The 22,485-nt window shown below is 65.1% G+C and carries 22 protein-coding genes; 17 read left to right on the forward strand and 5 right to left on the reverse strand.

All coding sequences use genetic code 11. The annotated features are described in order from the left end of the window. The first annotated feature begins 70 nt into the window (after window positions 1-70). The 5 genes from CRO01_RS10460 to CRO01_RS10480 all read left to right on the forward strand — a co-directional run bounded on the left by CRO01_RS10460 (window position 71) and on the right by CRO01_RS10480 (window position 5,001). Window positions 71-1,966, forward strand: a complete 1,896-nt coding sequence (locus CRO01_RS10460) for a 2-oxoacid:acceptor oxidoreductase subunit alpha (protein WP_097009065.1) — start codon at window positions 71-73, stop codon at window positions 1,964-1,966. Window positions 1,967-1,983: 17 nt separating this feature from the next. Continuing rightward, window positions 1,984-2,925, forward strand: coding sequence for a thiamine pyrophosphate-dependent enzyme (locus CRO01_RS10465; RefSeq protein WP_097009066.1), 942 nt, complete (start codon window positions 1,984-1,986; stop codon window positions 2,923-2,925). Window positions 2,926-3,015: 90 nt separating this feature from the next. Then, window positions 3,016-3,444 (forward strand): HTH-type transcriptional regulator LrpA1, encoded by a 429-nt coding sequence (gene lrpA1, locus CRO01_RS10470; protein WP_097009067.1) that lies wholly within the window; start codon window positions 3,016-3,018, stop codon window positions 3,442-3,444. A 57-nt stretch (window positions 3,445-3,501) separates the two neighbouring features. After that, window positions 3,502-3,987, forward strand: a complete 486-nt coding sequence (locus CRO01_RS10475) for an SRPBCC family protein (RefSeq protein WP_097009068.1) — start codon at window positions 3,502-3,504, stop codon at window positions 3,985-3,987. 84 nt (window positions 3,988-4,071) lie between these two features. Continuing rightward, window positions 4,072-5,001 (forward strand): DMT family transporter, encoded by a 930-nt coding sequence (locus CRO01_RS10480; protein WP_097009185.1) that lies wholly within the window; start codon window positions 4,072-4,074, stop codon window positions 4,999-5,001. Here the strand turns inward: CRO01_RS10480 and queC are convergent. Genes queC through CRO01_RS10500 form a run of 4 tightly spaced genes read right to left on the reverse strand, consistent with a single transcriptional unit; the run spans window position 4,998 to window position 7,448 of the window. After that, window positions 4,998-5,729: a 7-cyano-7-deazaguanine synthase QueC gene (gene queC / locus CRO01_RS10485; protein ID WP_097009069.1), complete on the reverse strand. Its 732-nt coding sequence runs from the start codon at window positions 5,727-5,729 to the stop codon at window positions 4,998-5,000. The two genes, CRO01_RS10480 and queC, sit on opposite strands and share 4 nt — an antisense overlap. Before the next feature lie 3 nt (window positions 5,730-5,732). Beyond that, a complete protein-coding gene (locus tag CRO01_RS10490) occupies window positions 5,733-6,554 on the reverse strand; it encodes a 7-carboxy-7-deazaguanine synthase QueE (RefSeq protein ID WP_097009070.1) in 822 nt (273 codons plus the stop codon). A gap of 2 nt (window positions 6,555-6,556) precedes the next feature. Beyond that, a complete protein-coding gene (locus CRO01_RS10495; protein WP_097009071.1) occupies window positions 6,557-7,030 on the reverse strand; it encodes a 6-pyruvoyl trahydropterin synthase family protein in 474 nt (157 codons plus the stop codon). A 52-nt stretch (window positions 7,031-7,082) separates the two neighbouring features. Beyond that, window positions 7,083-7,448 carry a helix-turn-helix domain-containing protein gene (locus CRO01_RS10500; protein ID WP_097009072.1) on the reverse strand — a complete coding sequence of 122 codons (366 nt, stop codon included), beginning with the start codon at window positions 7,446-7,448 and terminating at the stop codon, window positions 7,083-7,085. A 137-nt stretch (window positions 7,449-7,585) separates the two neighbouring features. On the opposite strand from CRO01_RS10500, the gene CRO01_RS10505 reads away from it, so the two are divergent. The 8 genes from CRO01_RS10505 (at window position 7,586) to CRO01_RS10540 (ending at window position 16,481) form a co-directional block, all read left to right on the forward strand. Continuing rightward, entirely contained in the window at window positions 7,586-8,146 is a 561-nt protein-coding gene (locus CRO01_RS10505; protein WP_097009073.1) for a chemotaxis protein CheW, read from the forward strand. A gap of 259 nt (window positions 8,147-8,405) precedes the next feature. Then, the gene (gene cheY / locus CRO01_RS10510; RefSeq protein WP_097009074.1) at window positions 8,406-8,768 is read left to right on the forward strand and encodes a chemotaxis protein CheY; all 363 of its coding nucleotides are present in this window, start codon (window positions 8,406-8,408) and stop codon (window positions 8,766-8,768) included. Next, on the forward strand, window positions 8,765-9,937 hold the full coding sequence (cheB, locus tag CRO01_RS10515) for a chemotaxis-specific protein-glutamate methyltransferase CheB (RefSeq protein ID WP_097009075.1): 1,173 nt from the start codon (window positions 8,765-8,767) through the stop codon (window positions 9,935-9,937). The genes cheY and cheB overlap by 4 nt, the downstream gene beginning before the upstream one ends. Then, window positions 9,930-13,277 (forward strand): Hpt domain-containing protein, encoded by a 3,348-nt coding sequence (locus tag CRO01_RS10520; RefSeq protein ID WP_097009076.1) that lies wholly within the window; start codon window positions 9,930-9,932, stop codon window positions 13,275-13,277. Before cheB ends, CRO01_RS10520 begins: the two co-directional genes overlap by 8 nt. Window positions 13,278-13,287: 10 nt before the next feature. Then, complete coding sequence (locus tag CRO01_RS10525) at window positions 13,288-13,893, forward strand: chemotaxis protein CheC (RefSeq protein WP_097009077.1); 606 nt, start codon at window positions 13,288-13,290, stop codon at window positions 13,891-13,893. Window position 13,894: 1 nt separating this feature from the next. Beyond that, complete coding sequence (locus CRO01_RS10530; RefSeq protein WP_097009078.1) at window positions 13,895-15,163, forward strand: chemotaxis protein CheC; 1,269 nt, start codon at window positions 13,895-13,897, stop codon at window positions 15,161-15,163. Beyond that, the gene (locus CRO01_RS10535) at window positions 15,160-15,681 is read left to right on the forward strand and encodes a chemotaxis protein CheD (protein ID WP_097009079.1); all 522 of its coding nucleotides are present in this window, start codon (window positions 15,160-15,162) and stop codon (window positions 15,679-15,681) included. The genes CRO01_RS10530 and CRO01_RS10535 overlap by 4 nt, the downstream gene beginning before the upstream one ends. After that, window positions 15,678-16,481 carry a CheR family methyltransferase gene (locus CRO01_RS10540; RefSeq protein WP_097009080.1) on the forward strand — a complete coding sequence of 268 codons (804 nt, stop codon included), beginning with the start codon at window positions 15,678-15,680 and terminating at the stop codon, window positions 16,479-16,481. The genes CRO01_RS10535 and CRO01_RS10540 overlap by 4 nt, the downstream gene beginning before the upstream one ends. 38 nt (window positions 16,482-16,519) lie before the next feature. Here the strand turns inward: CRO01_RS10540 and CRO01_RS10545 are convergent, their stop codons facing one another. Beyond that, entirely contained in the window at window positions 16,520-19,129 is a 2,610-nt protein-coding gene (locus CRO01_RS10545; protein ID WP_097009081.1) for a methyl-accepting chemotaxis protein, read from the reverse strand. 181 nt (window positions 19,130-19,310) lie between these two features. Here CRO01_RS10545 and CRO01_RS10550 point away from each other — a divergent pair, with 181 nt between their 5' ends. The 4 genes from CRO01_RS10550 (at window position 19,311) to CRO01_RS10565 (ending at window position 22,462) form a co-directional block, all read left to right on the forward strand. Further along, on the forward strand, window positions 19,311-20,480 hold the full coding sequence (locus tag CRO01_RS10550; RefSeq protein WP_097009082.1) for a 5-(carboxyamino)imidazole ribonucleotide synthase: 1,170 nt from the start codon (window positions 19,311-19,313) through the stop codon (window positions 20,478-20,480). Between the two features lie 99 nt (window positions 20,481-20,579). After that, window positions 20,580-21,227, forward strand: coding sequence for an AIR carboxylase family protein (locus tag CRO01_RS10555; RefSeq protein WP_097009083.1), 648 nt, complete (start codon window positions 20,580-20,582; stop codon window positions 21,225-21,227). 123 nt (window positions 21,228-21,350) lie between these two features. Continuing rightward, complete coding sequence (locus CRO01_RS10560; protein ID WP_097009084.1) at window positions 21,351-21,758, forward strand: NADH-quinone oxidoreductase subunit A; 408 nt, start codon at window positions 21,351-21,353, stop codon at window positions 21,756-21,758. After that, window positions 21,755-22,462 carry an NADH-quinone oxidoreductase subunit B gene (locus CRO01_RS10565; protein ID WP_097009085.1) on the forward strand — a complete coding sequence of 236 codons (708 nt, stop codon included), beginning with the start codon at window positions 21,755-21,757 and terminating at the stop codon, window positions 22,460-22,462. The genes CRO01_RS10560 and CRO01_RS10565 overlap by 4 nt, the downstream gene beginning before the upstream one ends. Window positions 22,463-22,485 lie beyond the last annotated feature (23 nt).

Below are 22,485 nucleotides of genomic sequence, written 5' to 3' on the forward strand. Positions count from 1 at the left end.
CAAAGGCTTTAGTTCGGGTCAGACAAAACTTTCAGACACTGCTGGCCTGCTACGGGCCGGGACCACAAATATGACTGACGACGAACTTATCTGGCGAATCGCGGGCGGTTCCGGGGACGGAATCGACTCGACGAGCCAGAACTTCGCCAAGGCCCTGATGCGAACGGGGCTGAACGTATTCACGCATCGTCACTATCCGTCACGAATCCGCGGCGGCCACACGTACGTGGAGATCCGCGCCGCCGACCACGACGTTCAGTCGCGCGGTGACGGATACAACTTCCTCCTCGCTCTCGGCGACTCGTTCGCCCGGAACCCGAAGGAGAACGCCTACTACGGTGACGAGGAGACAAAGCCGCTTTCGGAGAACCTCGACGATCTCCGTGAAGGCGGCATTATCGTCTACGACTCGGGGCTGCTCGACGCCGAGGACGTGCCGGAACTCGAAGAACGCGCCGAGGAGAATGACTGGCACGTGTTCGACATCGACCTCCGGTCGATCGCCAAAGAACACGGCCGCGAGGTCATGCGCAACACGGCCGGTGTCGGTGTCACCGCCGCGCTGCTGGGCATGGAACTCGAACCGTTCGAGAACCTGATGGAGGAGGCGATGGGCGGCGACATCCTCGAACAGAACATCGAGGTGCTTCACGACGCCCACGAGCAGGTTCAGGAAGACTACGAGTTCAGCCACGACCTGCAGGTGCCGGAAGGCTCGAACGACGAGGAACAGGTCCTCGTTTCGGGCTCGAACGGCGTCGCCTACGGTGCGCTGGACGCCGGCTGTCGCTTCATCGCCGGCTACCCGATGACGCCGTGGACCGACGTGTTCACGATCATGTCCCAGAACCTGCCCGAATTCGGCGGGATCTCCGAGCAGGTCGAGGACGAGATCGCCGCGGCGGCGCTGGCAGTCGGTGCCAGCCACGCGGGCGTCAAGTCGATGTCCGGTTCCTCCGGCGGTGGCTTCGCGCTGATGAGCGAGCCGCTCGGCCTCGCCGAGATGACCGAGACGCCGCTCGTGCTGATCGAGGCGATGCGGGCCGGTCCCTCGACGGGGATGCCCACCAAGCCCGAGCAGTCCGACCTCGAGCACATCCTCTACACGAGTCAGGGTGACTCGAACCGCGTCGTGTTCGCGCCCGGCAGCCCCGCCGAGGCCTACGAGCAGACGCGGATGGCGTTCAAGATCGCCTACGACTACCAGATCCCGGCGATCGTCATCATCGACCAGAAGCTCTCGGGCGAGAACCGCAGCGTCCCCAAGAGCTTCTTCGACCGCCAGCCCGACCCGGACCCGGGCAGTGTGCTCACCGAAGACGAGATCGCCGAGGCGGCCCACGACGAGTCGGGCAAGTTCCAGCGCTTCCTCCACGACACCGAGGACGGCGTCAGCCCGCGCTCGCTGCCCGGCCAGAAGGGCGGTCGCTATCTCGCAACCGGTAACGAGCACAACCTCGCCGGCCACATCAGTGAGGACCCCGAGAACCGCGTCGCCCAGATGGACCGTCGCATGCAGAAGCTCGAATCCATCCGCTCGGAACTCGACGACGACCACGAGTCCCAGCAGTCCTACACCGGCCCCGAAGACGCCGAGTACGGACTCATCACGTGGGGCACCCAGCAGGGTGCCGTCGAGGAAGCCGTCGCGCGACTCAACGAACAGGGCCACTCGGTCAAGTCGATCGGCGTCAGCGACCTGATGCCGTACCCCGCCGAGGAGATGACCGAGTTCCTCGAGAGCGTCGACGAGGCGATCGTCGTCGAGATGAACGCCACCGCACAGTTCCGCGGGCTGACCCAGAAGGAACTCGGCCGGTTCGGCGAGAAGCTATCGAGCCTGCTCAAGTACAACGGGAACCCCTTCGAGCCCTGGGAGATCGTCGAGGGCTTCGAGGCACAGATCGACGGCGAGGGCCAGACGCCGGGCACCAACACCCGCATCGAGCCCGCCGCCGGAGACTAACCACGAGGTGATCACGCATGAGCGCATTCAACGCAATCGGTGAAGAACGAGAGATCGACCGCGACGAGTACACGCCCGGCATCGAGCCCCAGCCGACGTGGTGTCCTGGCTGTGGCGACTTCGGCGTCCTCAAGGCGCTGAAACAGGCCCTGCCGGAAGTCGGCCGCTCGCCCGAGGAGACGCTGGTCTGTACGGGCATCGGCTGTTCCGGCAAGCTCAACAGCTATCTGGACAGCTACGGGTTCCACACGATCCACGGCCGGTCGCTGCCGGTCGCCCGCGCCGCCAACCTCGCCAACCCCGGCCTCGAAGTCATCGCCGCGGGTGGCGACGGTGACGGCTACGGCATCGGTGGGAACCACTTCATCCACACGGCTCGTGAGAACCACGACATGACCTACATCGTGTTCAACAACGAGATCTTCGGGCTGACCAAGGGTCAGACCTCCCCGACCAGCCCCAAGGGTCACAAGTCCAAGACCCAGCCCCACGGCTCGGCCAAGTCGCCGATCCGTCCCCTGAGCCTGTCGCTGACCGCCGGCTCGTCCTACGTCGCACGGACAGCTGCGGTCAACCCGAACCAGGCAAAGGAGATCCTCATCGAGGCGATGGAGCACGACGGGTTCGCCCACGTCGACTTCCTGACCCAGTGTCCCACCTGGAACAAGGACGCAAAGCAGTACGTCCCCTACATCGACATCCAGGATTCGGACGACTACAGTCACGACATCCACGACCGCGGCGAGGCCGCCGACATGGCCCAGCAGGCCGAGGAAGCTCTCTACGAGGGCGAAGTGCTGACCGGTCGGTTCTACGTCGACGACGACCGACCCTCCTACACCCAGGAGAAGCAGGAGATCGGCGAGATGCCCGAGGAACCGCTCGCTGAGCGGTACTTCGACGACGACTACGAGTGGGAGACCGAGCGGTCCTACGACCTGCTCGACCGGCACGCCTAACTCGGCCACCTCTTTCCGTTCTGAACGTTTCGCGTCAAAGAGGTTAACCGATTCAAAAGATATTTTCCGTTCGGCGCAAATTATACAGGCATGAGCACCGAGTCTACGGAGGACCGAATCCTCTCCGTTCTCGAAGAGGACGCCAAAGCGTCCTACGCCGACATTGCGAGCCGCGCCGACGTGTCCAAACCGACAGTTCGTAAGTACATCGAGAAGCTCGAAGACGAGGGCGTCATCGTCGGCTACTCGGCCGATATCGACCCCAAGAAGCTATCGAGTCAGTCGATTGCGATGGTCGGCGTCGACGTCGAGAGCGAGCGCTACGTCGAGGCGACGCGGGCGCTCAAGAACTTAGAGGAGATCGAAGAGCTGTACACGTCCAGCGGCGACCACATGCTGATGGCGGAGGTCCGTGCCGGCGACGGCGACGAACTGGCCGACGTTATCAGCGACCGCATCATGGAGATCGACGGCGTCACCGCGGCCCATCCCTCGTTCCTGCAGGAGCGCCTGAAGTAACCCCCGCTCGCCTGTCGGCATCCGGACCGTTTTGGTCGTCCCGCCCGTACTTCGTGTATGGCAGTATTTCAGCGCGAGACGGTCGTCCACGCGCCGCTGTCGGACGTCTGGGAGTTTCATTCGACGGTCGACGGGCTGGTCGCGCTCACGCCGGACTGGATGGGCTTGCGCGTCGAGTCGGTCGTCGGTCCCGACGGCGACTCAGATCCGGACGAACTCGATACTGGAGCGGAGATTTCGATGTCGATGCAGCCCTTCGGTGTGGGGCCGCGCCAGCGCTGGACTTCCCGGATCGTCGAACGCGAGACGGGCGACGGCGTCGCGCGCTTTCGTGACGAGATGGACGGCGGCCCCTTCGCACATTGGGACCACACGCACTCGTTTTTCGCCCGCGATGAGGACCGAACCGTCGTCCGCGACCGCGTCGAGTACGAACTCCCGCTCGGCGCCGTCGGTCGGGCGGCGGGCCCCTTCGCAGTCGTCGGCTTTGAGCCGATGTTCCGGTATCGACACCGGCGGACCAAGGAGCTGCTCGAAGACTGAGCCGAAACCGCAAAGCGAGCGCCGCGACGCCGTTGTGACGTGAGCGACGACCTCAGCGCGTGGGTCGATGAGCATGTCCCCCCGATGGCGGCTCTGGGCGTCGCCGTCGCGGCGGTCAGCACCGCCGCGATTCTGGTGCGCTGGAGCCGGGCGCCGTCAAGCGTCGCGGCCTTCTATCGCGTGCTCTTTACCCTCGCGTTGATCGCGCCGTTCGCGCTCGGAGACCACAGCGGCGAGTTCCGTCAGCTCTCGCGTCGGGACGCCGGCGCCGCGGTCGTCGCGGGCGTCGCACTGGCGCTGCACTTCGCGTCGTGGTTCGAGAGCCTATCGTGGACCAGCGTGGCGGCGTCGACGACGCTCGTCCAGACCCAGCCTGTCTTCGTCGCGGTCGGGGCGGCGCTGGTGCTCGGTGAGTACGTCGATCGACGGGTCGTCCTCGGAATCGGCGTCGCGCTCTGTGGGGCGGTCGTGATGTCGCTCGCCGATCCCGAGGCGTCGGTGGCGGTCGCCGGGGAGGCCCGAATCGGCAACGCGCTGGCGGTCGTCGGCGCCGCGGCGGGGGCGGCCTACTTTCTCGCCGGGCGATCGATCCGCCAGCGCGTCACGGTGTTTCCGTACGTCACCGTGGTGTACGCAGCCTGCGCGGCGACGCTGCTCGTCGTGGTGCTCGCACGAGGACAACCGTTGTTCGCGTACCCGCCCCGAGAGTGGCTGCTCTTTCTCGGCCTCGCGGTCGGACCCGGACTCTTCGGGCACACGGTCGTGAACTGGGCGCTCGAACACGTTCGGTCGACGGTCGCCAGCGTGGCGCTGCTGGGCGAGCCGGTCGGCGCGACGCTGCTGGCGCTCCTCTTGCTCTCGGAAGTGCCGACGACAGTCACGCTCGCCGGCGGAGGAGTGGTGATCGCTGGAATCTACCTGACGAGCACGGCGCGACGGCGGCCGGACGCCGGCGGGGCCGCGGCGTCCAGCGACGGCGAGTCGGGTGCGCGACCGGACGACAGAAGCAGCTAGTCGGCGTACTCGGGGCGGCGCTCGTACTCGATCGGATCGCGGACGCCGACGCGCTGGAACGCCTCCAGCCGGTACGCGCAGGCGTCGCAGGTACCACAGGCCGGCGCTTCCTCGCGGTAGCAGCTCCACGTGAGCTCGTAGGGGACGCCGAGGTCGCGCCCGAGGTCGGCGATATCGGTCTTCGAGAGTTCGGCAAAAGGCGCCGCGATCTCGATCTCGGTGTCGGGCTTCGTGCCGGCGTCGACGACGCCTTGGAACGCCTCGAAGAATGCGGGGCGACAGTCCGGATAGCCCGAGAAGTCCTCGCTGTGGGCGCCGATGAAGATGGCCTCACAGTCGTTGGTTTCGGCGTAGGAGACGGCCATCGCAAGCAGGTTCGCGTTCCGGAAGGGGACGTACGTGTCGGGAATCTCCTCGTCGTCGGTGTCGGCGGCGTCCTCCACGTCGATCTCGTCGTCGGTCAGGCTCGACCCGCCGATGCGCGCGAGGTGGCTCGTTTCGACGCGCAGGAACTCTTCTGCGTCGAGTTCCTCCGCGAGCGCGCGGGCGCACTCGTACTCTTTGCCCTCGGTGCGCTGGCCGTAGGAGGTGTGGAGCAGGTACAGGTCGTAGCCCCGCTCGCGGGCCTCGTAGGCCGCGGTCGCGCTGTCCATCCCGCCGGAAGCCAGCACGACGGCGCCGGGGGACTGTTCGTCGGTCGGTTCGTCGAAAGTGGTGGTGTCGGTCATGGGTCAGGTTTCGGGGGCGTCGTTCCAGAGGTCGACGTGCAGTCGGGGCGTGTACCGGAACCCGTGTTCGAGCGCGAGGTCGGCGACGCGCTCGCGGGTTTCGGCGAGTCGCTCCCGGGTCGCACCTTCGGGCATCAGCAGAACCCGGTCGTCCGGGATCGGCGCGTCGGCGGCGTCGCGCAGTCGGTCGAGCAGGTCGAGGATCTCGGGGAGGTCGCCGTCGTCGGCGACGACGAACTTCAGTTGCGTCTCGTAGTCTGCGACCAGCGCCGTCAGGGCGTCGAGGTCGATTCGGCGGTCGTCGTGGCGCTCGGCCCACTCGCCGTCGCCCGCGGGGTCGCGCTCGGCGGTCGGCGTGCTGTTCGAGAGCTTCGGGCTGACGCTGGCGAGGTCGATCGGGGCGTCCCGGTGGATCGTCCCGTTGGTCTCGACGGTGACGTGATAGCCGGCGGCGTCGAGCCGTTCGATCAGGTCGACGGCGGCGTCGTGGATCAGCGGCTCACCACCGGTCAGGACGACGTGGTTTGCCTCGTCATAGCCCTCGACCGCGTCGACGATCTCGTCGATCGACTGCCAAGCGTGGGTCGGCTCCCACGAGGTGTGATAGGAGTCACAGAACCAGCACCGAAGGTTACAGCCCGATGTACGGACGAACACCGACGGCGTCCCCGCGAGTCGGCCCTCGCCCTGCAGCGAGTAGAACAGCTCGTTGATCGGGAGGCCGTCCTCGGGCGGCGACTCGGTGTCCGTGCTGTCGCCGTCAGTGATGTTGCCGTCGGGGGCGTCGCCGTCTCGATCGACCGCGGCGTCGGAACTAACGGGCACGGTTAGAGGTAGCTCCCGCCGCAGAGTTCGGCCGTCTCGCTGACCTGCACCGCAACGTCGCTTACGGTGTCGGGCAGGGCGTCGTCGAGGCGCTCTTCGAGCACGGCGGCCATCACCTCGGCGGTCGGTGGCCGTTCGAATTTCACGACGGCGTCGGCGTCGCCCGAGGCGTCGAAGGCGTCGACCAGCGGATCGCCTTCTTCGACGAGAAACATGTGATCCCACTCGGAGATTACTGAGGTAATATCGCCTTTGTCGACGACCCACCCCTCCTCGGTGAGCGATCCCGTCACGCGAACGGTGATCTCGTAGTTGTGGCCGTGCGGGCGGCTACACTTCCCGTCGTGGTGCATGAGGCGGTGTCCGGCGCTAATTCGGATCGGCCGATCACGTCCGACGTACAGCACCCGGTCGTCGGTATCGGACGCAGCGGCGTCCGTGCGCCCGTCGTACTCGACGACTCCTGTCTCGTTCATATCACAGTGATACAGAGAGAATACCTTAACTCGTTCGGCTCCGCCGTCCCGGTCACTCGTCGCGTTGATCCTGCAGGCGGATCTTGGCCTCCGATCGTTCCTCGCGGTCGATCGTCGGCTCACCGCCAGTGAAATCCAGCGTCAACCGGTCGAGCGTGCGTCGGTAGACGTTCGTTCTGCGTCCCTCCTCGGAGAGTTGTCGGCCCTCACAGCGGAGCAGTCCAGCCTCAGTGAGATCCTCGATCCGCCGGTAGCAGGTGGCGATCGGAATCTCGAGGGCGTCGCTCAGCGACTGGGCGGAGGTCGGCGTTTGAGTCGACGCCAGAATCTCGGCGCTGTACTTGCCCCCCAGTGCCCCGAGGAGTGCCTCGGGCGTATCGGGTGTCTCGATCTGTTGTTCGGCGTCTTCCTCAGTCATGTTCCTGATACGTATCCAGCTATCAATGTTGAATCTTACGGCAACAAACTGAACCCGTCGACGCGGGACGGTGGGACCCGTTGCGATTCCGGCAGTGGTCAACGTTTTTGGTGCTCCGGTGTGGTTGATACGAAAAGATGGCGACGGAACTACCGGACAAACTACTGGAGCTCGACGACGGCGGCGACGCCGACGGGCGAGATCCGGACCCACAGGAGGGCGAGGAAGAGACCGAAGAGCGCGAACGGTTCGTCGTCTTTCGCATCGGAGCAACACGCTACGCGGTCGGGGTCGAGGCGGTCAAAAGCGTCGTCGATGCGGGCGAGTTCACGCGCGTCCCGCGATCCTCCGATGCCATCGAGGGCGTGATCGATCTTCGGGGGGACATCACGGCGATCATCGACCCGCGCGTCTATCTTCCCGACGCCGGAGCGGGAGACAGCGCGGCAGACCAACGAGTGCTCGTGTTCGATCGCCCGTCGGACCGGCAGGGCGCCGGAATCCGGGTCGATCAGGTGACCGGTGTGGAGTCGATTCCGGTGAGCAGCATATTCCGCCGGCCGGCACCAGACGAAGGCGTCGACGCGTCGGCGCTTGCCCACGAACTGATTCGGGCGGTCATCAGTCGGGAGGACGAGGAGGATCGTATCTCCCTGCTCGATGTCGAAGGGCTGGTCGCCGTCGCCGGCGACACCTGAGGAGAGGGATTCTGCTGCGTGGCAGTACCCGCCAGAACGCCGTCTGTAGCGTCGGTACCCTGCGGTTGGAGTCACCAGAAGTTCACGTTTTCTCGTCGCACTGTCGCGCTGTCGGAGTGTGAACGATCCGTTCACAGCGGCGCCGATTCTGGCGCCGACGCCGTCGAAACGATGCGTTTCCCTCAGTTATCGAATGTGATAATATAGAGACAGCATTTATATTTCCCTTACGCCAAGCGGAGGTTGGTGTATCAACTGAATGTCGACAGGGGTGCTCATCGTGGACGACTCTCATTTTATGCGGAATCTCCTACGGCAGATTCTGGAAGAAGACTACGACATCGTAGGGGAGGCGTCCAACGGGGCGGAAGCGGTCAAGTTGTACAAAGAGCAGCAACCGGACATCGTAATGATGGACATCGTGATGCCGAAATGTAACGGCATCAAAGCGACTGCTGCGATCAAGAAACTCGACCCGGACTCGCGGGTCATCATGTGTACCAGCGTCGGCCAGCGCGAGAAGATGAAACTCGCGGTCAAGGCCGGCGCCGACGGATACGTGACAAAGCCGTTCGAGGAGCCGAGCGTCCGCAAGGCGCTCAAGGACGTCGTCCCGGCATGACGAGCGTACTCGTTGTCGATGACTCGCAGTTCATGCGGACGGTCATCGGCAACATCCTGGCCGAAAACGGGTACGACGTGCATCGCGCGAGCGACGGCCAGCGGGCGGTAGCGGCCGTCCAAAAGCACGATCCAGACATCGTCACGATGGACGTCCAGATGCCCGAGATGGACGGTATCGAAGCCGTCAGCCGGATCATGTCGACGAATCCGACGCGGATCATCATGCTGAGCGCGCACACCCAAGAGGGCGCCGAGGAGACGCTCGAAGCGCTCTCCCGCGGTGCCGTCGATTTCCTCGCCAAGCCGAGCGGGGAGGTCTCGACCGACATCGCCGGGCTGAAAGATCGCCTGCTCGATGTCGTCGAGACGGTCGCGCGCGCAGACGTGTCGTCGCTGGCGCCCTCGCGGGCCGCCGCGGCGGCACACACGGCAACCGCCGGAAGCGCCGGATCGACCGCCAACAGCCGGTCCGGACCAGCGGTCAGCGAGCCACGGACCGACGCCGGAGCGAACGCTGCGTCCCGATCGGATGCCCCGACCGGGGAAAGCGATGCTCCGGCTGGATCGTTCCGCGAGCACCCCACGGTCGTCGTCGGCGCCTCGACGGGCGGCCCGAAGATCGTCGAAGGGATTCTCTACGAACTGCCTCGTGACCTCGACGCGCGCGTACTCGTCGTGCAGCACATGCCCGCCGAGTTCACCGACAGGCTGGCGGCACGACTGGACGAGTTGTGTGAGTACGACGTTCGCGAAGCCGAAGACGGCGACCGCGTCTCCGGTGGCGAGGTGCTGATCGCACGCGGCGACCGCCACATGGAGGTTGCCCACGCGACGGGCGACCGGTTACGTGTGCGGCTGACCGAGGACGAGCGCGTCCACGGCGTCCGCCCGGCGATCGACGTGACGATGGAATCGGCCGCAGAGCGCGTCGACCCGCCGCTGGTCGGCGTCGCGCTGACCGGCATGGGCAGAGACGGCGCCGCCGGTATCAGCGCCATCAAGGCCGCCGGCGGGACGACGATCGCACAGGACGAGGCGACCAGTCCCGTCTTCGGCATCCCGCGGCAGGCGATCGCCACGGGCGATGTCGATCACGTGCTGCCGGCCGACGAGATTCCCGGCGGCATCGCAACCGCACTCTCGACGGAGGTGGAAACGCATGGATGAGTACGTCAGGGAGTTCGTGCAGGAAAGCGAGGAGAATATCACGGAGCTGAACAACGCGTTGCTCGAGTTGGAGCGCGATCCGGACGACGACGAGGCGATGGAGCGGATTTTCCGTACCGCACACACGCTGAAAGGCAACTGCGGTGCGATGGGCTTTACCGACGCGAGCGATCTCGCTCACGCCCTCGAAGACCTGCTCGACGCCGTTCGATCGGGCGACCTCGAGGTGTCGCCGGAGTTGATGGATCGCATCTTCGAGGGCGTCGACCAGCTGGAGGCGATGATCGACGAGGTTCCCCAGCACGGCGAACCACAGACCGATCCGACCGAGACGATCGAGACGCTCCGAGAACAGCTTGCGGCGACAGAAGGACTGACCGAGCCCAGCGAGCGTGAGATCGACGACCTGATCGAGGATGCCGCGACGCCGGAAAACGGCTCGCACAACCTCTTTCACGTTCGGCTCGACGTTTCCGAGGAGCTAGAATCCCAAGGAATGCTCGTCGTCGAAGCGCTCGAAGACGCCTTCGACCTGCTGGGGACCGCCCCCGACGCCGAGGAGATCGAGGCCGGCGACTACGGCGGCAGCTTCGACGCGGTGTTTGCCAGCGCCGTCGGCGAGGACTCGATCTCGGCAGCGCTCGATCCCGTCGATGCCGTCGAGGGGGCACTGATCGTCGAGGTCACGGACCGCGTCGACACTGGCGCCGACGTGCCCGAGGCGACGACCGACGAGACTGCCACGAACGAGCCCGACGACGAGGTCGACCCCAACGAGATGGAGGTCGACGACCTGCTCGACGAGTTCAGCGAGTACGACGATCTGGACGAGATGGTCGAGGAGGTCGACGATGTCGAAGGGTTTGACGACCTCGGCGACGCCGGGACGTTCGACGATGTCGACGTCGGTGACGTAGACGTCGACGCACCCTCGCCCGAGGCCGTCGACGACGCGTCCTCGGAAGCCGACGACGCCGCGTCTTCGGCAGCCGACGACGATGAGACGGACGACGCGGGCGACGGCGACGCATCGGACACGTTCCAAGAGCTCAAACAGGAGGTCGATCCGGTCGGCTTCGACGAGCTGCAAGACGAGCTCGCAGAGCTGGAGTTCGAGGAACTCGACGACGACGAGGTCGGCTTCGACGAGCTGCTGGACGAGGACGAACTCGGCGGCGACGATCCCTTCGCCAGCGGCGAGGTCGCGGACGACCCGTTCGGCGCCGGCGACGGCGCGGACGAACCATCGGTCGACGAGTTGATCGGCGACGACGAACTGGCGGAGCCAGCCAACGACGGCGCGGCGATCGCAGACGACCCGTTCGACGCGGTCGACGAGTCCGAAGCAGCCGACGCCAGTACGGCCGACGACGCCGAGGCAGATCTCGGCAGCGCACTCGACGACGCGCTGGACGAGCCGGCGGACGCCGAGCAGTCAGCAGATGCCGAGCAATCGGCGAGCGATGACGGCGACGGCGAGTTCGACGACCTCTCGTTCGGTGACTCGGGAGCGGGCACCGAGGACGATTCCGACGCCGGCCCCGATCTCGAACTCGACGATTCCTTCGATGACGGCGTCGGCGACGAAGCTGACGAAGACGCCGACACCGATCTCGGCGCAGACGCCGACGGCGAAGCTGACGAAGACATCGACGCCGGCGACGGTACCGGCAGTAGCGTCGAAATCAGCGAAGCCGGGCAGTTCGGCGACATCGGCGTCGACGAATCCGACGACGCCGACGAGGACGACGAGTTCGGGACGGCCGACGAGCTCGATCTCTCGATGGGACTCGACGACGAGACGGACGACGACGTGTCCGTCGAGACGACGAGCTTCGGCGCCGACGCTGGGTCGGCTACCGAGGAATCAGACGTGCTCGACGTCGGAGCCGGGGACGACGCCAGTTCGGCCGACGCCGACGCGGCGCAGTCCGATGGCGAAGCAGCCTCCGACGGCTCGGTCTCGGCCGGCGCGACGCCCCAGTCGGCAGACGGTGACGCCGAGACAGCCGACCCAGCGTCGACTGTCGAGAGCGATTCGGCGGAGGACGACGGCGCTGCCTCTGCGACTGGCGACAGCACCGCCGAGGCAGCAGCGAGCCAGTCGGCGGCGCCCGAGTCGGCAGCAGCGCCGGCCGACGCCGACGAGCAGACCGTCGAGCCCGCCCCGTCGGCGGCCGCGGGAACCGGCGTCAGCACCGACGAGATTCAGTCGATCCGGGTCGACGTCGATCAGGTCGACGATCTGATGAACCTCGTCGAGGAGCTGGTGACGACTCGCGCACGCCTCCGCCGATCCGTCGAGGACGACGACCCGCGGAGCGTGATCGAGGGCGAAGTCGACGAACTCGAAACGATCACCTCGGAGCTCCAAGACACCGTCATGGACGTGCGGCTCGTCCCACTGCAGACGGTCGCCAACAAGCTCCCCCGGTTGGTCCGGGACATCTCCCGCGAGCAGGACAAGCAGGTTTCGTTGGAAATGGAGGGCGAGGACGTGGAACTCGACCGCTCGATCCTCAACGAGATCGGCGACCCGCTGATGCATCTGGTCCGGAACGCGGTCGACCACGGTATCGAGCCACCCGAAGAGCGTGAAGCCGCCGGCAAAGATCCCGAAGGGACGATCGAGCTTCGGGCGCGGCGCGAACGCGACGAGGTCGTCATCGAAATCGACGACGACGGACGCGGGCTCGATGTCGATGCGATCCGCGACGAGGCCGTCGAGGAAGGCATCGCGGAGTACGAGGAACTGCTGGAGATGGACGACGAGGACGTGTACGACCTCGTGTTCCACTCGGGCTTTTCGACCAGCGAGGAGGTCACCGACGTCAGCGGTCGCGGCGTCGGGATGGACGTCGTCGCAAACACAGTCGAGGAACTCGATGGGTCCGTCTCGGTCGACAGCGGCGACGGCGAGGGGACGACGGTCAGCCTCCGAGTGCCGATCTCGGTGGCGATTGCCGATGTCCTGTTCGTCGAATCCGGCGGCGAGGAGTACGGCATCCCGATCAAGGTCGTCGAGGAGATCGGCCCCTCGGGGTCGGTCTCGACCGAGGACGGCCGCGAAGTCGTCTCGCGTGGCGAAGAGAGCTACCCGCTCATTCGACTCGCAGACGCCTTAGAGACGCCCCAGCCGGGGCAAAACGGCAACGGAATGACGGTGAAAGTACGCGACGATGTCCGGCCGGTCGCGCTGCACTGCGACCGAATCCGGGGTCAGCAGGAGGTCGTGGTCAAACCGTTCGAGGGGTTCCTCGGGGACATCCCGGGGCTCAGCGGGGCGACCGTACTGGGCGAAGGTGACGTGGTGAACATCTTGGACGTGGAAACACTATGAAAGTGATACTATGAGTCTGATGGTCGACATTCGGAAGTTGAGCTTCATCAACGAGATGGCGAAAGTCGGGACGAACGGCGTCGCCGACAACATGAGCAAGCTGACCGGCGAGGACGCCAAGATGGAGGTGACCAAGACGAACTTCATCGACGTCGAGGACCTCACCGCTCAGCTCGACGACGGCAAACGCGTCGGCGTCCGCGTCCGACTGATGGAGCCACCTCACGGCCACATCCTGATCCTGTTCCCCGAGCAAAGCGCCAAGAAGATCACGGCGCTGATGCTCAACGACATGGTCGACGACATGTCGTCGGTGTCCGGCGAGATGGCCAGAAGCGCCGTCGAGGAGCTGGGCAACATGATGGCCAGCGGCTTCATCGACGGCTGGGCCGACGTGCTCGGCACGACGATCGACATCGCCACGCCACAGCTCGTGTACGCGCCGGCAGCCGAGATCGTGGGCCGAACGGCCAGTCTCGGCGAGGAGGATCTGGCGCTGTTTTTCGACTCCAGCCTGAACGTCCCGAGCTACGAGATCGAAGCCGAGATCTACGCGTTCCCGGATCTTCAGGAGTTCGTCGAGATGGTAAACAGCATCGAGACGTCCTACGCATAGTATGAAACTAGACGTCAATGCACTCGGAACGTTCTACCAGATGGCCCAAGAGGGCGCGGGGCTCGCGGCCGGCCGACTCACGCGGCTGACCGGCGTCGACACCCGCGTCGGCGTGACGAAGCTCAACTTCATGCGCGGCTCGGATATCCGCGCCGAGCTGGCCGACGACGTGCAGAAAGTCGGTGTCCGAGTCCAGCTCTCGGGCGGACTGGACGGCCACGCCGTGATCGTGTTCGACCGCGCGAGCGCGGTCCATCTCGTCGAGACGCTCCAGCCGACGATCGACGACCAGCCGGCGCTGCCGGAGGGTCCAGACGAACCGTTCGACGAGATGAACAAGAGCGCGATCACCGAGGTCGGCCAGATCATGAACAGCGGCTTCATCGACGGCTGGGCCGACGTTCTCAGCACAGCGATCGACGTTGCGACGCCGGAGTTCGTCGAGGGCGACACGGCCGAGCCGTTTCTGGCCGACATCGATACGACGCCGGGCGCCGACGATCTGGCCTTGCTGTTCCAGAGCCAGATCGAAGCGATCGACACCGAGATCCAGTTCCGGTACTACCTGTTTCCGGAACACGAGGCGATGGCCGACGTGCTCGAACGACAGGGTGCGGATGGCGACGCCGGCATCGAGTACGACAAGCTCGCCGGCTTCGACCGGCTCGCCCAGCGGGGTGCCGACGAGGTTGCCAACAACGTCACGATGCTGACCGGCATCGACACGAGCGTCGAGATTCGCCGGCTCAACTTCGTCCCGCTGGAGGCCATGCCCGAGGAGATCGACGACGAGAGCCTCGTCGGCGTCGCCTTCGAGTTCGACGGGACGCCGAGTGGCTATCTGCTCTTCCTGTTCGACGAGGCCTCTGCCCGCGAGATCGTCCGTGCGATGGTCCCCAACGAGCCGGACGACGAGTTCGGCGAGATGGGCCAGAGCGCGATCAAAGAGCTGGGCAACATCATGGCCAGTGGATTTTTAGACGGGTGGGCCAACGTGCTCGACACGACGATCGATCACTCCCCGCCCGAGTACATCCGCGACATGGGGGCGGCGGTGATCGACCCCGTCGTCATCCAACTCGGCGAAAACCAAGAGTTCGCGTTCGTGTTCGACACGGTCGTGCAGGCGGCCGAGCGGGAGTTCGACTGTAACATCTACGCGATCCCCGACGAGTCCGATCTCGAACGCGCGATCAACGACCTGCCGATGGACCGAATCGAAAAGGCGCCGACCAAGGCAGCGATCGACGAAATAGAGACAGACCCATGAAAACCTACGGGAGCGAGCCGGGAGCGCCAGATCCGGATCCGATCCGCGTCGGCATCTCCGAGTTCGTCGTCAGCGACAGCGGTCAGACGCTCAAGTCCTACGGGTTGGGCTCGTGTCTCGCGGTTGCGCTGTACGACGATAGCTCCGGCGTCGGCGGGCTCGCCCACATCATGCTACCGGACGGCGACACCAACGACGCCAGCGACGACAAGCCCGGAAAGTTCGCAGATACGGCGGTTCGGGCGATGCTCCGCCAGATGGTCGAGAAGGGCGCGAGCTACACCGATGTCGAGGCAAAGATCGCTGGCGGCAGCGACATGTTCGACTTCGAGAGCTTCGGCGACGGCGTCGGAAATCGGAACATCGCGGCCGCACGCGAGGAGCTCGACAAGCTCGGCGTCCCGCTCGTCGCCGAGGAAGTCGGCGGCCAGCGCGGTCGTACTGTAGTGTTCGAGACCGATACCGGCGTCTTCTCGATCAAGACCGCAGACGGCGATCAGGACGACAGGGAACTGTGAGCGACGAGGCGTCGTTCGACCGACTGACCGCCTACATCGAGGAGAACCTCGGGTTTGCGACCAGCCACTACAACGACAGTTACCTGCAGCGACGATTCTCCTCGCGGATGCGCCGTACCGGGTCCGACGACTACGCAGAGTATCTCGAACACCTCCGGGACGACCCCGACGAGGAGCGCGAACTGCTGGATACGCTCTCGATCAACGTCACCGGCTTCTTCCGGAATCCGGATGTCTGGGAGGGGATACGGTCGGTGCTGCGCCGACTGTCGGAGGACTGCGACCGCATCCACGCGTGGAGCGCCGCCTGCGCCGACGGACGCGAGCCCTACTCGCTCGCGATGCTCGGACTGGACGACCCGCGGACGGCAGGCGACAAGCTCTCCGTTCTTGCGACCGACATCAATCAAGCGGCGTTGGACGACGCCGCTGCGGGTGTCTACGAGAACACGCGGACGATCGATGTCGGCGAGCAGTTGACGTTCCTCTCGAACTACCACCGCTACGTCGATCAGACTGACGACCGCTTCGAGTTACGCGACCCGGTCAAGGAGATGGTCGCGTTCGAGCGCCACGACCTGATCAACGACGAGCCAAAATCCGGCTTCGATCTGGTGGTCTGCCGGAATCTCTTCATCTACATCGACAACGAGTACAAGGAGTCGATGCTGCAGACGATCGCCGAGTCGCTTCGGCCGGGCGGGTATCTCGTCATCGGGAAGGCAGAGACGATCCCGCCGGGCGTCAAATCCGAGTTCACGATCCTCGACGGCCGGCTCCGGATCTATCGGCGGCAGTGAGTCGAGGGGTTGCCCTCAGCGTGAGGGCCGCGGCCGCATTACTTGTCGTCTGAACCCGATCCTGTCGAGCCGAAGGTGAACGCGTCGTCCGCGCGCTCCTCAGAGCGTTCCGAGTCAGCGTCCGTCGACTCGTCGGCGTCCACGGGTTCCGACCCGCCGGAGGCGCGGTCGTCCTGCTGATCCGGGCGCTCGATCGGATCGGGCGTCGCTCCGTCGTCGGAACTCTCCTGGGGCGATCCGGTCGTCAGCGCATCGAGTTCCTCGCTTGTCGCCCAGCCGTCGGCGTGATCGCCAGCCGCAGAATCGGCGTCGGTGTCGAAGCGATCGAGCGCCGCCGAGAGCTGTGTTGCCTGCTGGGAGAGCGACGCAGCGGAGTCAGAGACTTCCGTCATCGCGGTGGTCTGTTCCTCGGCAGCGGCGGCAACGGTCTCGGCTTCGGCGGTGGTCTCCTCGCTGATCGTCGCGGCCTCGTCGACCATGGCGACGACCTCCTGCGTCGAGGCGGCTTGCTGTTGGGTGGCCGCGCTGATCTCTTGGACGCCGTCGTTGGTCGACTGCGCGTACCCGGCGATCTCTTCGAGCGCGTCGGCGGCTTCGCGCACCGAGTCGGTGTGTTCGGTGATCTCTCTAGAGGTCGTCCGGACTTCTTCGGCCGTGTCGTCGGTTTGGGCCTTGATCTGTTCGAGTCGGCCTTCGATATCCTCTGCGGCTTCCTTGGTGTCTGCGGCCAGTTCCTTAACCTCCTCGGCGACGACGGCAAAGCCATCGCCGGACTCGCCGCTGCCCGAGCGGGAGGCCTCGATGTTGGCGTTGAGCGCGAGCATGTTGGTCTGCTCGGCGACCTCGGTGATGAACTCCAGCAGGTCGTCGATCTGGGCGACTTCCTCTTGGAGTTGCTCGATCTCGGCGACGGCTTCCTCGCTCTCGGCTTCGATCGCGTTCATCCCCTCGATCGCCTGCTGGGCTGCTTCACGGCCAGATCGTCCGGTTTCGGCGGTCTGAGCAGCGATGTCGGCGACCTCGTTCGAGGAGGCGGCGATCTGCTCGGTCGTCGTCGAGAGGTCGTTCATCTCGGCGGAAACGGCCTGTAGCGAGTTGTTCTGGCGCTCGGCGCCGTCGGAAATCTCTTGGATCGACTCAGTTACTTGCGCGCTGGCAGAACGAACTTCCTCGCTGGAGGCGGTCACCTGCTCGCTGGCGCTGGCGACCTCGCCCGCGAACGCCTTCAGCCGGTCGGTCGTCGCTTCGAGTTCGCCCAGCATCTCGTTGAACGTCCGGCCGATCTGGGCCATCGACTCGTTGTCGCTCTCGGGGTCCATGCGCGCGGTGAGGTCGCCGCCCGCAGCGGATTCCATGACTTGCTGGTACTCCTCGGCCTTGGTTTCGAGATGGTCGTTCATCCGCTCGGTCTCGGCACGAGCCTGTTCTGCCTCCTTCCGCGCGCTCTGGGCGTCTTGGATCTGCGTTCGGAGCGCATCGCGCATGTTGGCGAAGCCGTCGTAGAGGCGCCCGATGCTGTCGATGCGGTTGGTCTCGAACTCGACATCGAGATTGCCCGATTCCATCGCTTCGGTCTTGGTCGTCAGACGGTCGATCGCGACGGCGGTGTTCCGACCGAGCACCGCCCCGACCAGCCCGATCAACAGCACGACCACGCCAGTGATCCAGACGCCGTACGTCGAGACGGCGTCGACGAACCCGTAGGCCTCGCTGACCGGCTCGTGGACGAGAACGACCCAGCCTGTCCCCTCGACCTGTGCTGAGCCGACCACGTACGATTCGTCGGGGAAACTGTATATGTCGCTGGCCAGCACCCCTTGCGGACTCTCGTCGATCTGCTGTGCCTGCGGGTTCGCCGGGGCGGTCGCCCGCGCAGCAGCGATGGGGTCGCCGTTGCCGTCGTAGGCGTCGAGGAACAGCTGATTTTCGGCGCCGAAGTAGATGTCGTCGAGAATCACGCGGTCGTTGGAACCGACGACGATCGTCGTCGTGGTGTCGCCCGCGGTCTGGAAGTTCGCCGAGTACGACGAGAGATCGACCGTGTAGATGATCGCGTGTTCGGGATCGTCGGCCACCTGTCGGACGTAGGAGACGGCGGGTGTTCCAGTTGCGTCGTCGTCACCGATCTTGTAGGGGCTGGTCACGTAGGGTTCGTCAGCCGATAGATCCCCACGGATCACCTGTCTGTCCGCTTCGGGGATGCTGAGCGACGCGAGCGTCGAGCCGTTCTCGCCGGCCGCAGTCGATCCGGCGGTGCTGGCCGATATTTGGCCCGTCTCGACGTTGACGTAGTAGATCTCGTGTGCATAGCCGGTCCCGTCGGCGCGGCTGTTGAGTTGGTCTTGCCGGTTATCCAGATACTGGGCGATGCGCTCGGCATCGCCGGATGTCACGATATCGGAGTCGGCCATCGTTCCGACGATCAGCCGTTGCTTGTCGTCCCACGATTCGACTGCGCTCGCCTCTTGGGCGGCCATCGTCGCGTAATCCTCGTTCGCGTCCGCCGCGACGCCGGATTCGATTGCTTGGGTCGCCGTGATTCCGATGCCACCGACCAACAGACCGAGCGCGAGCAGCGCGATGCCGAACTTAGCCGCGTAGCTCCGCCTGATAACACGCGGTACAATATGACGTACCTTCCCTAGCATATCAGTTGAGACAGAAGATTAATATAAAGTAACTTGGTATTCCGAATAATCGAAGATTTATTATAGAGTTTTGATACTTGATGAATGAGTTCCTCCAGCATTTTGAGCGCCGGTTCGAGCCGCGGCGCGACCGCCCGAGTTGGCAATTGTTAAGCGCTGGTGAGGGAAACACCCCTCTACGATGGCGACGCCACTCTCTACGCCCGGCCCGACACTCGGAGTCGTCGGCGGCGGACAGCTCGGACGGATGCTTGCGGAGGCTGCCGGCCCGCTCGGGATCGAACTCGTCGTGCTCGATCCCACGCCGGAGTGTCCGGCCTCTCCGGTCTGTCGGGATCAGATTGTCGGGGAGTTCGACGACGACGAAGCGGTCCGCGAACTCGCCGAACGGTCGGACTTCCTGACCTTCGAGATCGAGCTAGCCGATCCCGAACTGCTCGAACGCGTCCAAGAGGAGACCGGCGTTCCGGTTCATCCCTCGCCGGACACGCTCCGGATGATCCAAGACAAGCTCGTCCAGAAGGACGCGCTGACCGACGCCGGCATTCCGGTTCCCGAGTACCGAGCGGTCGACGACGCCGACGAGCTGCGCGACGCCCTCGACGAGCTGGGTTCCCCGGCGATGGTGAAAGCCCGAGAGGGCGGCTACGACGGCCGCGGGAACGCCCCGATCGAATCGCCCGAGGACGCCGAAGCCGTGCTCGACGAGATCGGCGGCGCGGCGATGGTCGAGGCGTTCGTGGAGTACGAGCGCGAACTGTCGGTCATCGGCGTCAAGGGCGCCGACGGCGTCGCGACGTTCCCCGCCGGCGAGAACGTCCACCGCGAGGAGATCCTCCGGGAAACGGTCGTGCCCGCGCGTGCCGACGAGGACGTGCGCCGACGCGCACAGGAGGTCGCCACCGACGTTCTCGAACTGATGGACGGCCGGGGCGTCTACGGCATCGAGCTGTTTCAGGGACCCGACGACGAGATTCTGGTCAACGAGATCGCGCCGCGGCCCCACAACTCTGGCCACTGGACGATCGAAGGTGCAGTCACATCGCAGTTCGAACAGCACGTGCGCGCGGTGACCGGCCGTCCGCTCGGCGCGACCGACCGCCGGTCGCCGACCGTGATGACGAACCTACTGGGCGATGTCGAGGAGACCCAACCCGCCGCGCTCCGCGGCGTCGAGGAGATTCTGGGGACCTCGCGCGCCGCGCTCCACTGGTACGGCAAGCGCGACGCTCGCCCGCTGCGGAAGATGGGCCACGTCACGCTGACCGGCGCGGACGACGCCGACGTGGAGGACCTGCTCGCACGGGTTCGCGGGCTCCGCGATTCTGCCACGTTCGTCGGACAGGACTGACGCCGACGAGCACTCGTCGGACCGGGCACTCTTCGGGTCGGGCAGTGGCGTCAATCCGAACCCAAAACGTACATTGATCGGTTGGCCGTCGTTCCGAGCATGACGGGATCTGCAGAAGTGGATTCGCTGATCGAGGAGCTACACGCACAGGCCGAACAGGACCGCGACCCCGAGGCCACGCCCGACGTGGGCATCATCATGGGGAGCGACTCGGATCTCGATGTGATGGCCGGCAGTGAGGACGGCCGCGCCGGCGCCTACGACGCGTTCGTCGAAGAGTTGGGCTTCGAGGAACAGACCGACTACGACGATCCGCCGGAGAGCCGCTTTACGTTCGAGACGTTCGTCGTCTCTGCCCACCGGACGCCCGAACTGATGTACGCCTACGGCGAGACCGCCGCCGACCGCGGCATCGACGTGCTCATCGCAGGCGCGGGCGGGAAGTCCGCCGACTTACCGAACATGACGGCCTCGATCGCGTACCCGCTGCCGGTGATCGGCGTCCCCGTCCAAGAGAAGTCAGTCGATTCTGTGATCGGGATGCCCACCGGCGCGCCGCTGGTCGCCGTCGACGCCGGGAAGTCCTTTAACGCCGCACTGTCGGCAGCGCAGATCCTCGCTCGCGAGCACGACGAGCTCCGCGATCGCCTCGTAGAGTACCACGAGAACCTGCAGGACGATGTCGGCGTCGTTTCGCGAGACCTCCACGAACTCGGGACGCCCGAGTTTCGGGAGCGCCGGGAGTAACGCGCGACGACACCTACGGGTGCGCTGCGAGTCGGCTCTGGTGACGTGTTTGCGGGCCGAAACGCAAGAATCAACCCTTATATGGGTGCGTTCCCAACCTCCGAACGTCACGGAGAATATCGCATGTCATGGATAGCAGTCGGCGCGTTGGCGCTGGTAGCCGTTCTGGTACCGCTCGGGATGATAGCGGTATCGTGGCTGCTGCGGCCGACCGTGCCGGAAGACAGTAAACGCGCCACCTACGAGAGCGGCGAGATCCCGACAGGGGGGACGCAGATCCGTTTTAACATCCAGTACTACATGGTCGCGCTCCTGTTTCTCGTATTCGACGTCGAGACCGTGTTCGTCTTCCCCTGGACGATCGTCTACCAGTCGGTGATCGAGGACTTCGGACTCGTCCGTGCCCTCGTCCCGATGCTGGTGTTCATCGGTACGCTCGTCGTCGGTCTCGTCTGGGCCTGGCGCAACGGCGCAGTCAAATGGGCCCGCAGCGTGCGGGTCGCAGACCCCTCAGGAAACGTTGAACAATGAGTAGCGACACACCACGGGAAGCAATCACCGGGAGTACAGACCCGCTAACAGAGACGCGCGAAGCGCGTATGGGGTCGGGCACCGACGACCGCTTCAACTCGAAGCTCCGCGAGGCGTTCGGCGCATCGCCCTTCATCCTCACCAAGTTCGACTCCTTTATGAACTGGGTGCGGGGCTCCTCGATGTTCATGCTCCAGTTCGGGATCGCGTGCTGCAGCATCGAGATGATGCACACGTACGCGGTCAAGCACGACCTCGACCGTTTCGGCTCCGGCGTCCCCCGCGCCTCGCCGCGGCAGGCGGACGTGATGATCGTCCCCGGGACGATCGTCTCGAAGTTCGCCCCGCGGATGAAGCGCGTCTACGACCAGATGCCCGAACCCAAGTTCGTCGTCGGAATGGGCTCGTGTACGATCTCCGGCGGCCCGTTCCAAGAAGGGTACAACGTCATCAAGGGCGCGGAGGAAGTCATTCCGGTCGACATCCAGATTCCCGGCTGCCCGCCCCGACCCGAGGCGCTGGTCTACGGCGTCGTCAAGCTCCAAGAGCGCGTCGCCAACGGCGAGTCCTCGCCGGTCGTCGTCAAGCCCTACGAGCTCGAACAGTTCGGCGACCTCGAACGCGACGAGATCGTCGACCAACTGGCCGATCAGATCGACGAAGAGGATCTCGTGATGCGGTACAACTGGGCTGATTCGCCATGACTACGCTAAGACGTTCCTGCTCG

The sequence above is a fragment of the Natronoarchaeum philippinense genome (assembly GCF_900215575.1).
GTDB lineage: Archaea > Halobacteriota > Halobacteria > Halobacteriales > Natronoarchaeaceae > Natronoarchaeum > Natronoarchaeum philippinense.

Excerpts from the sequence above, each read along its gene's own strand:
- cheY (WP_097009074.1), top strand. The coding sequence starts at position 8,406 with ATGTCGACAGGGGTGCTCATCGTGGACGACTCTCATTTTATGCGGAAT.
- CRO01_RS10520 (WP_097009076.1), top strand. The coding sequence starts at position 9,930 with ATGGATGAGTACGTCAGGGAGTTCGTGCAGGAAAGCGAGGAGAATATC.
- CRO01_RS10565 (WP_097009085.1), top strand. The coding sequence starts at position 21,755 with ATGAGTAGCGACACACCACGGGAAGCAATCACCGGGAGTACAGACCCG.
- CRO01_RS10535 (WP_097009079.1), top strand. The coding sequence starts at position 15,160 with ATGAAAACCTACGGGAGCGAGCCGGGAGCGCCAGATCCGGATCCGATC.
- CRO01_RS10465 (WP_097009066.1), top strand. The coding sequence starts at position 1,984 with ATGAGCGCATTCAACGCAATCGGTGAAGAACGAGAGATCGACCGCGAC.
- CRO01_RS10545 (WP_097009081.1), bottom strand. The coding sequence starts at position 19,129 with ATGCTAGGGAAGGTACGTCATATTGTACCGCGTGTTATCAGGCGGAGC.
- CRO01_RS10560 (WP_097009084.1), top strand. The coding sequence starts at position 21,351 with ATGTCATGGATAGCAGTCGGCGCGTTGGCGCTGGTAGCCGTTCTGGTA.
- CRO01_RS10525 (WP_097009077.1), top strand. The coding sequence starts at position 13,288 with ATGAGTCTGATGGTCGACATTCGGAAGTTGAGCTTCATCAACGAGATG.
- CRO01_RS10550 (WP_097009082.1), top strand. The coding sequence starts at position 19,311 with ATGGCGACGCCACTCTCTACGCCCGGCCCGACACTCGGAGTCGTCGGC.
- cheB (WP_097009075.1), top strand. The coding sequence starts at position 8,765 with ATGACGAGCGTACTCGTTGTCGATGACTCGCAGTTCATGCGGACGGTC.
- CRO01_RS10480 (WP_097009185.1), top strand. The coding sequence starts at position 4,072 with ATGGCGGCTCTGGGCGTCGCCGTCGCGGCGGTCAGCACCGCCGCGATT.
- CRO01_RS10495 (WP_097009071.1), bottom strand. The coding sequence starts at position 7,030 with ATGAACGAGACAGGAGTCGTCGAGTACGACGGGCGCACGGACGCCGCT.
- lrpA1 (WP_097009067.1), top strand. The coding sequence starts at position 3,016 with ATGAGCACCGAGTCTACGGAGGACCGAATCCTCTCCGTTCTCGAAGAG.
- queC (WP_097009069.1), bottom strand. The coding sequence starts at position 5,729 with ATGACCGACACCACCACTTTCGACGAACCGACCGACGAACAGTCCCCC.
- CRO01_RS10460 (WP_097009065.1), top strand. The coding sequence starts at position 71 with ATGACTGACGACGAACTTATCTGGCGAATCGCGGGCGGTTCCGGGGAC.
- CRO01_RS10505 (WP_097009073.1), top strand. The coding sequence starts at position 7,586 with ATGGCGACGGAACTACCGGACAAACTACTGGAGCTCGACGACGGCGGC.
- CRO01_RS10530 (WP_097009078.1), top strand. The coding sequence starts at position 13,895 with ATGAAACTAGACGTCAATGCACTCGGAACGTTCTACCAGATGGCCCAA.
- CRO01_RS10475 (WP_097009068.1), top strand. The coding sequence starts at position 3,502 with ATGGCAGTATTTCAGCGCGAGACGGTCGTCCACGCGCCGCTGTCGGAC.
- CRO01_RS10555 (WP_097009083.1), top strand. The coding sequence starts at position 20,580 with ATGACGGGATCTGCAGAAGTGGATTCGCTGATCGAGGAGCTACACGCA.
- CRO01_RS10500 (WP_097009072.1), bottom strand. The coding sequence starts at position 7,448 with ATGACTGAGGAAGACGCCGAACAACAGATCGAGACACCCGATACGCCC.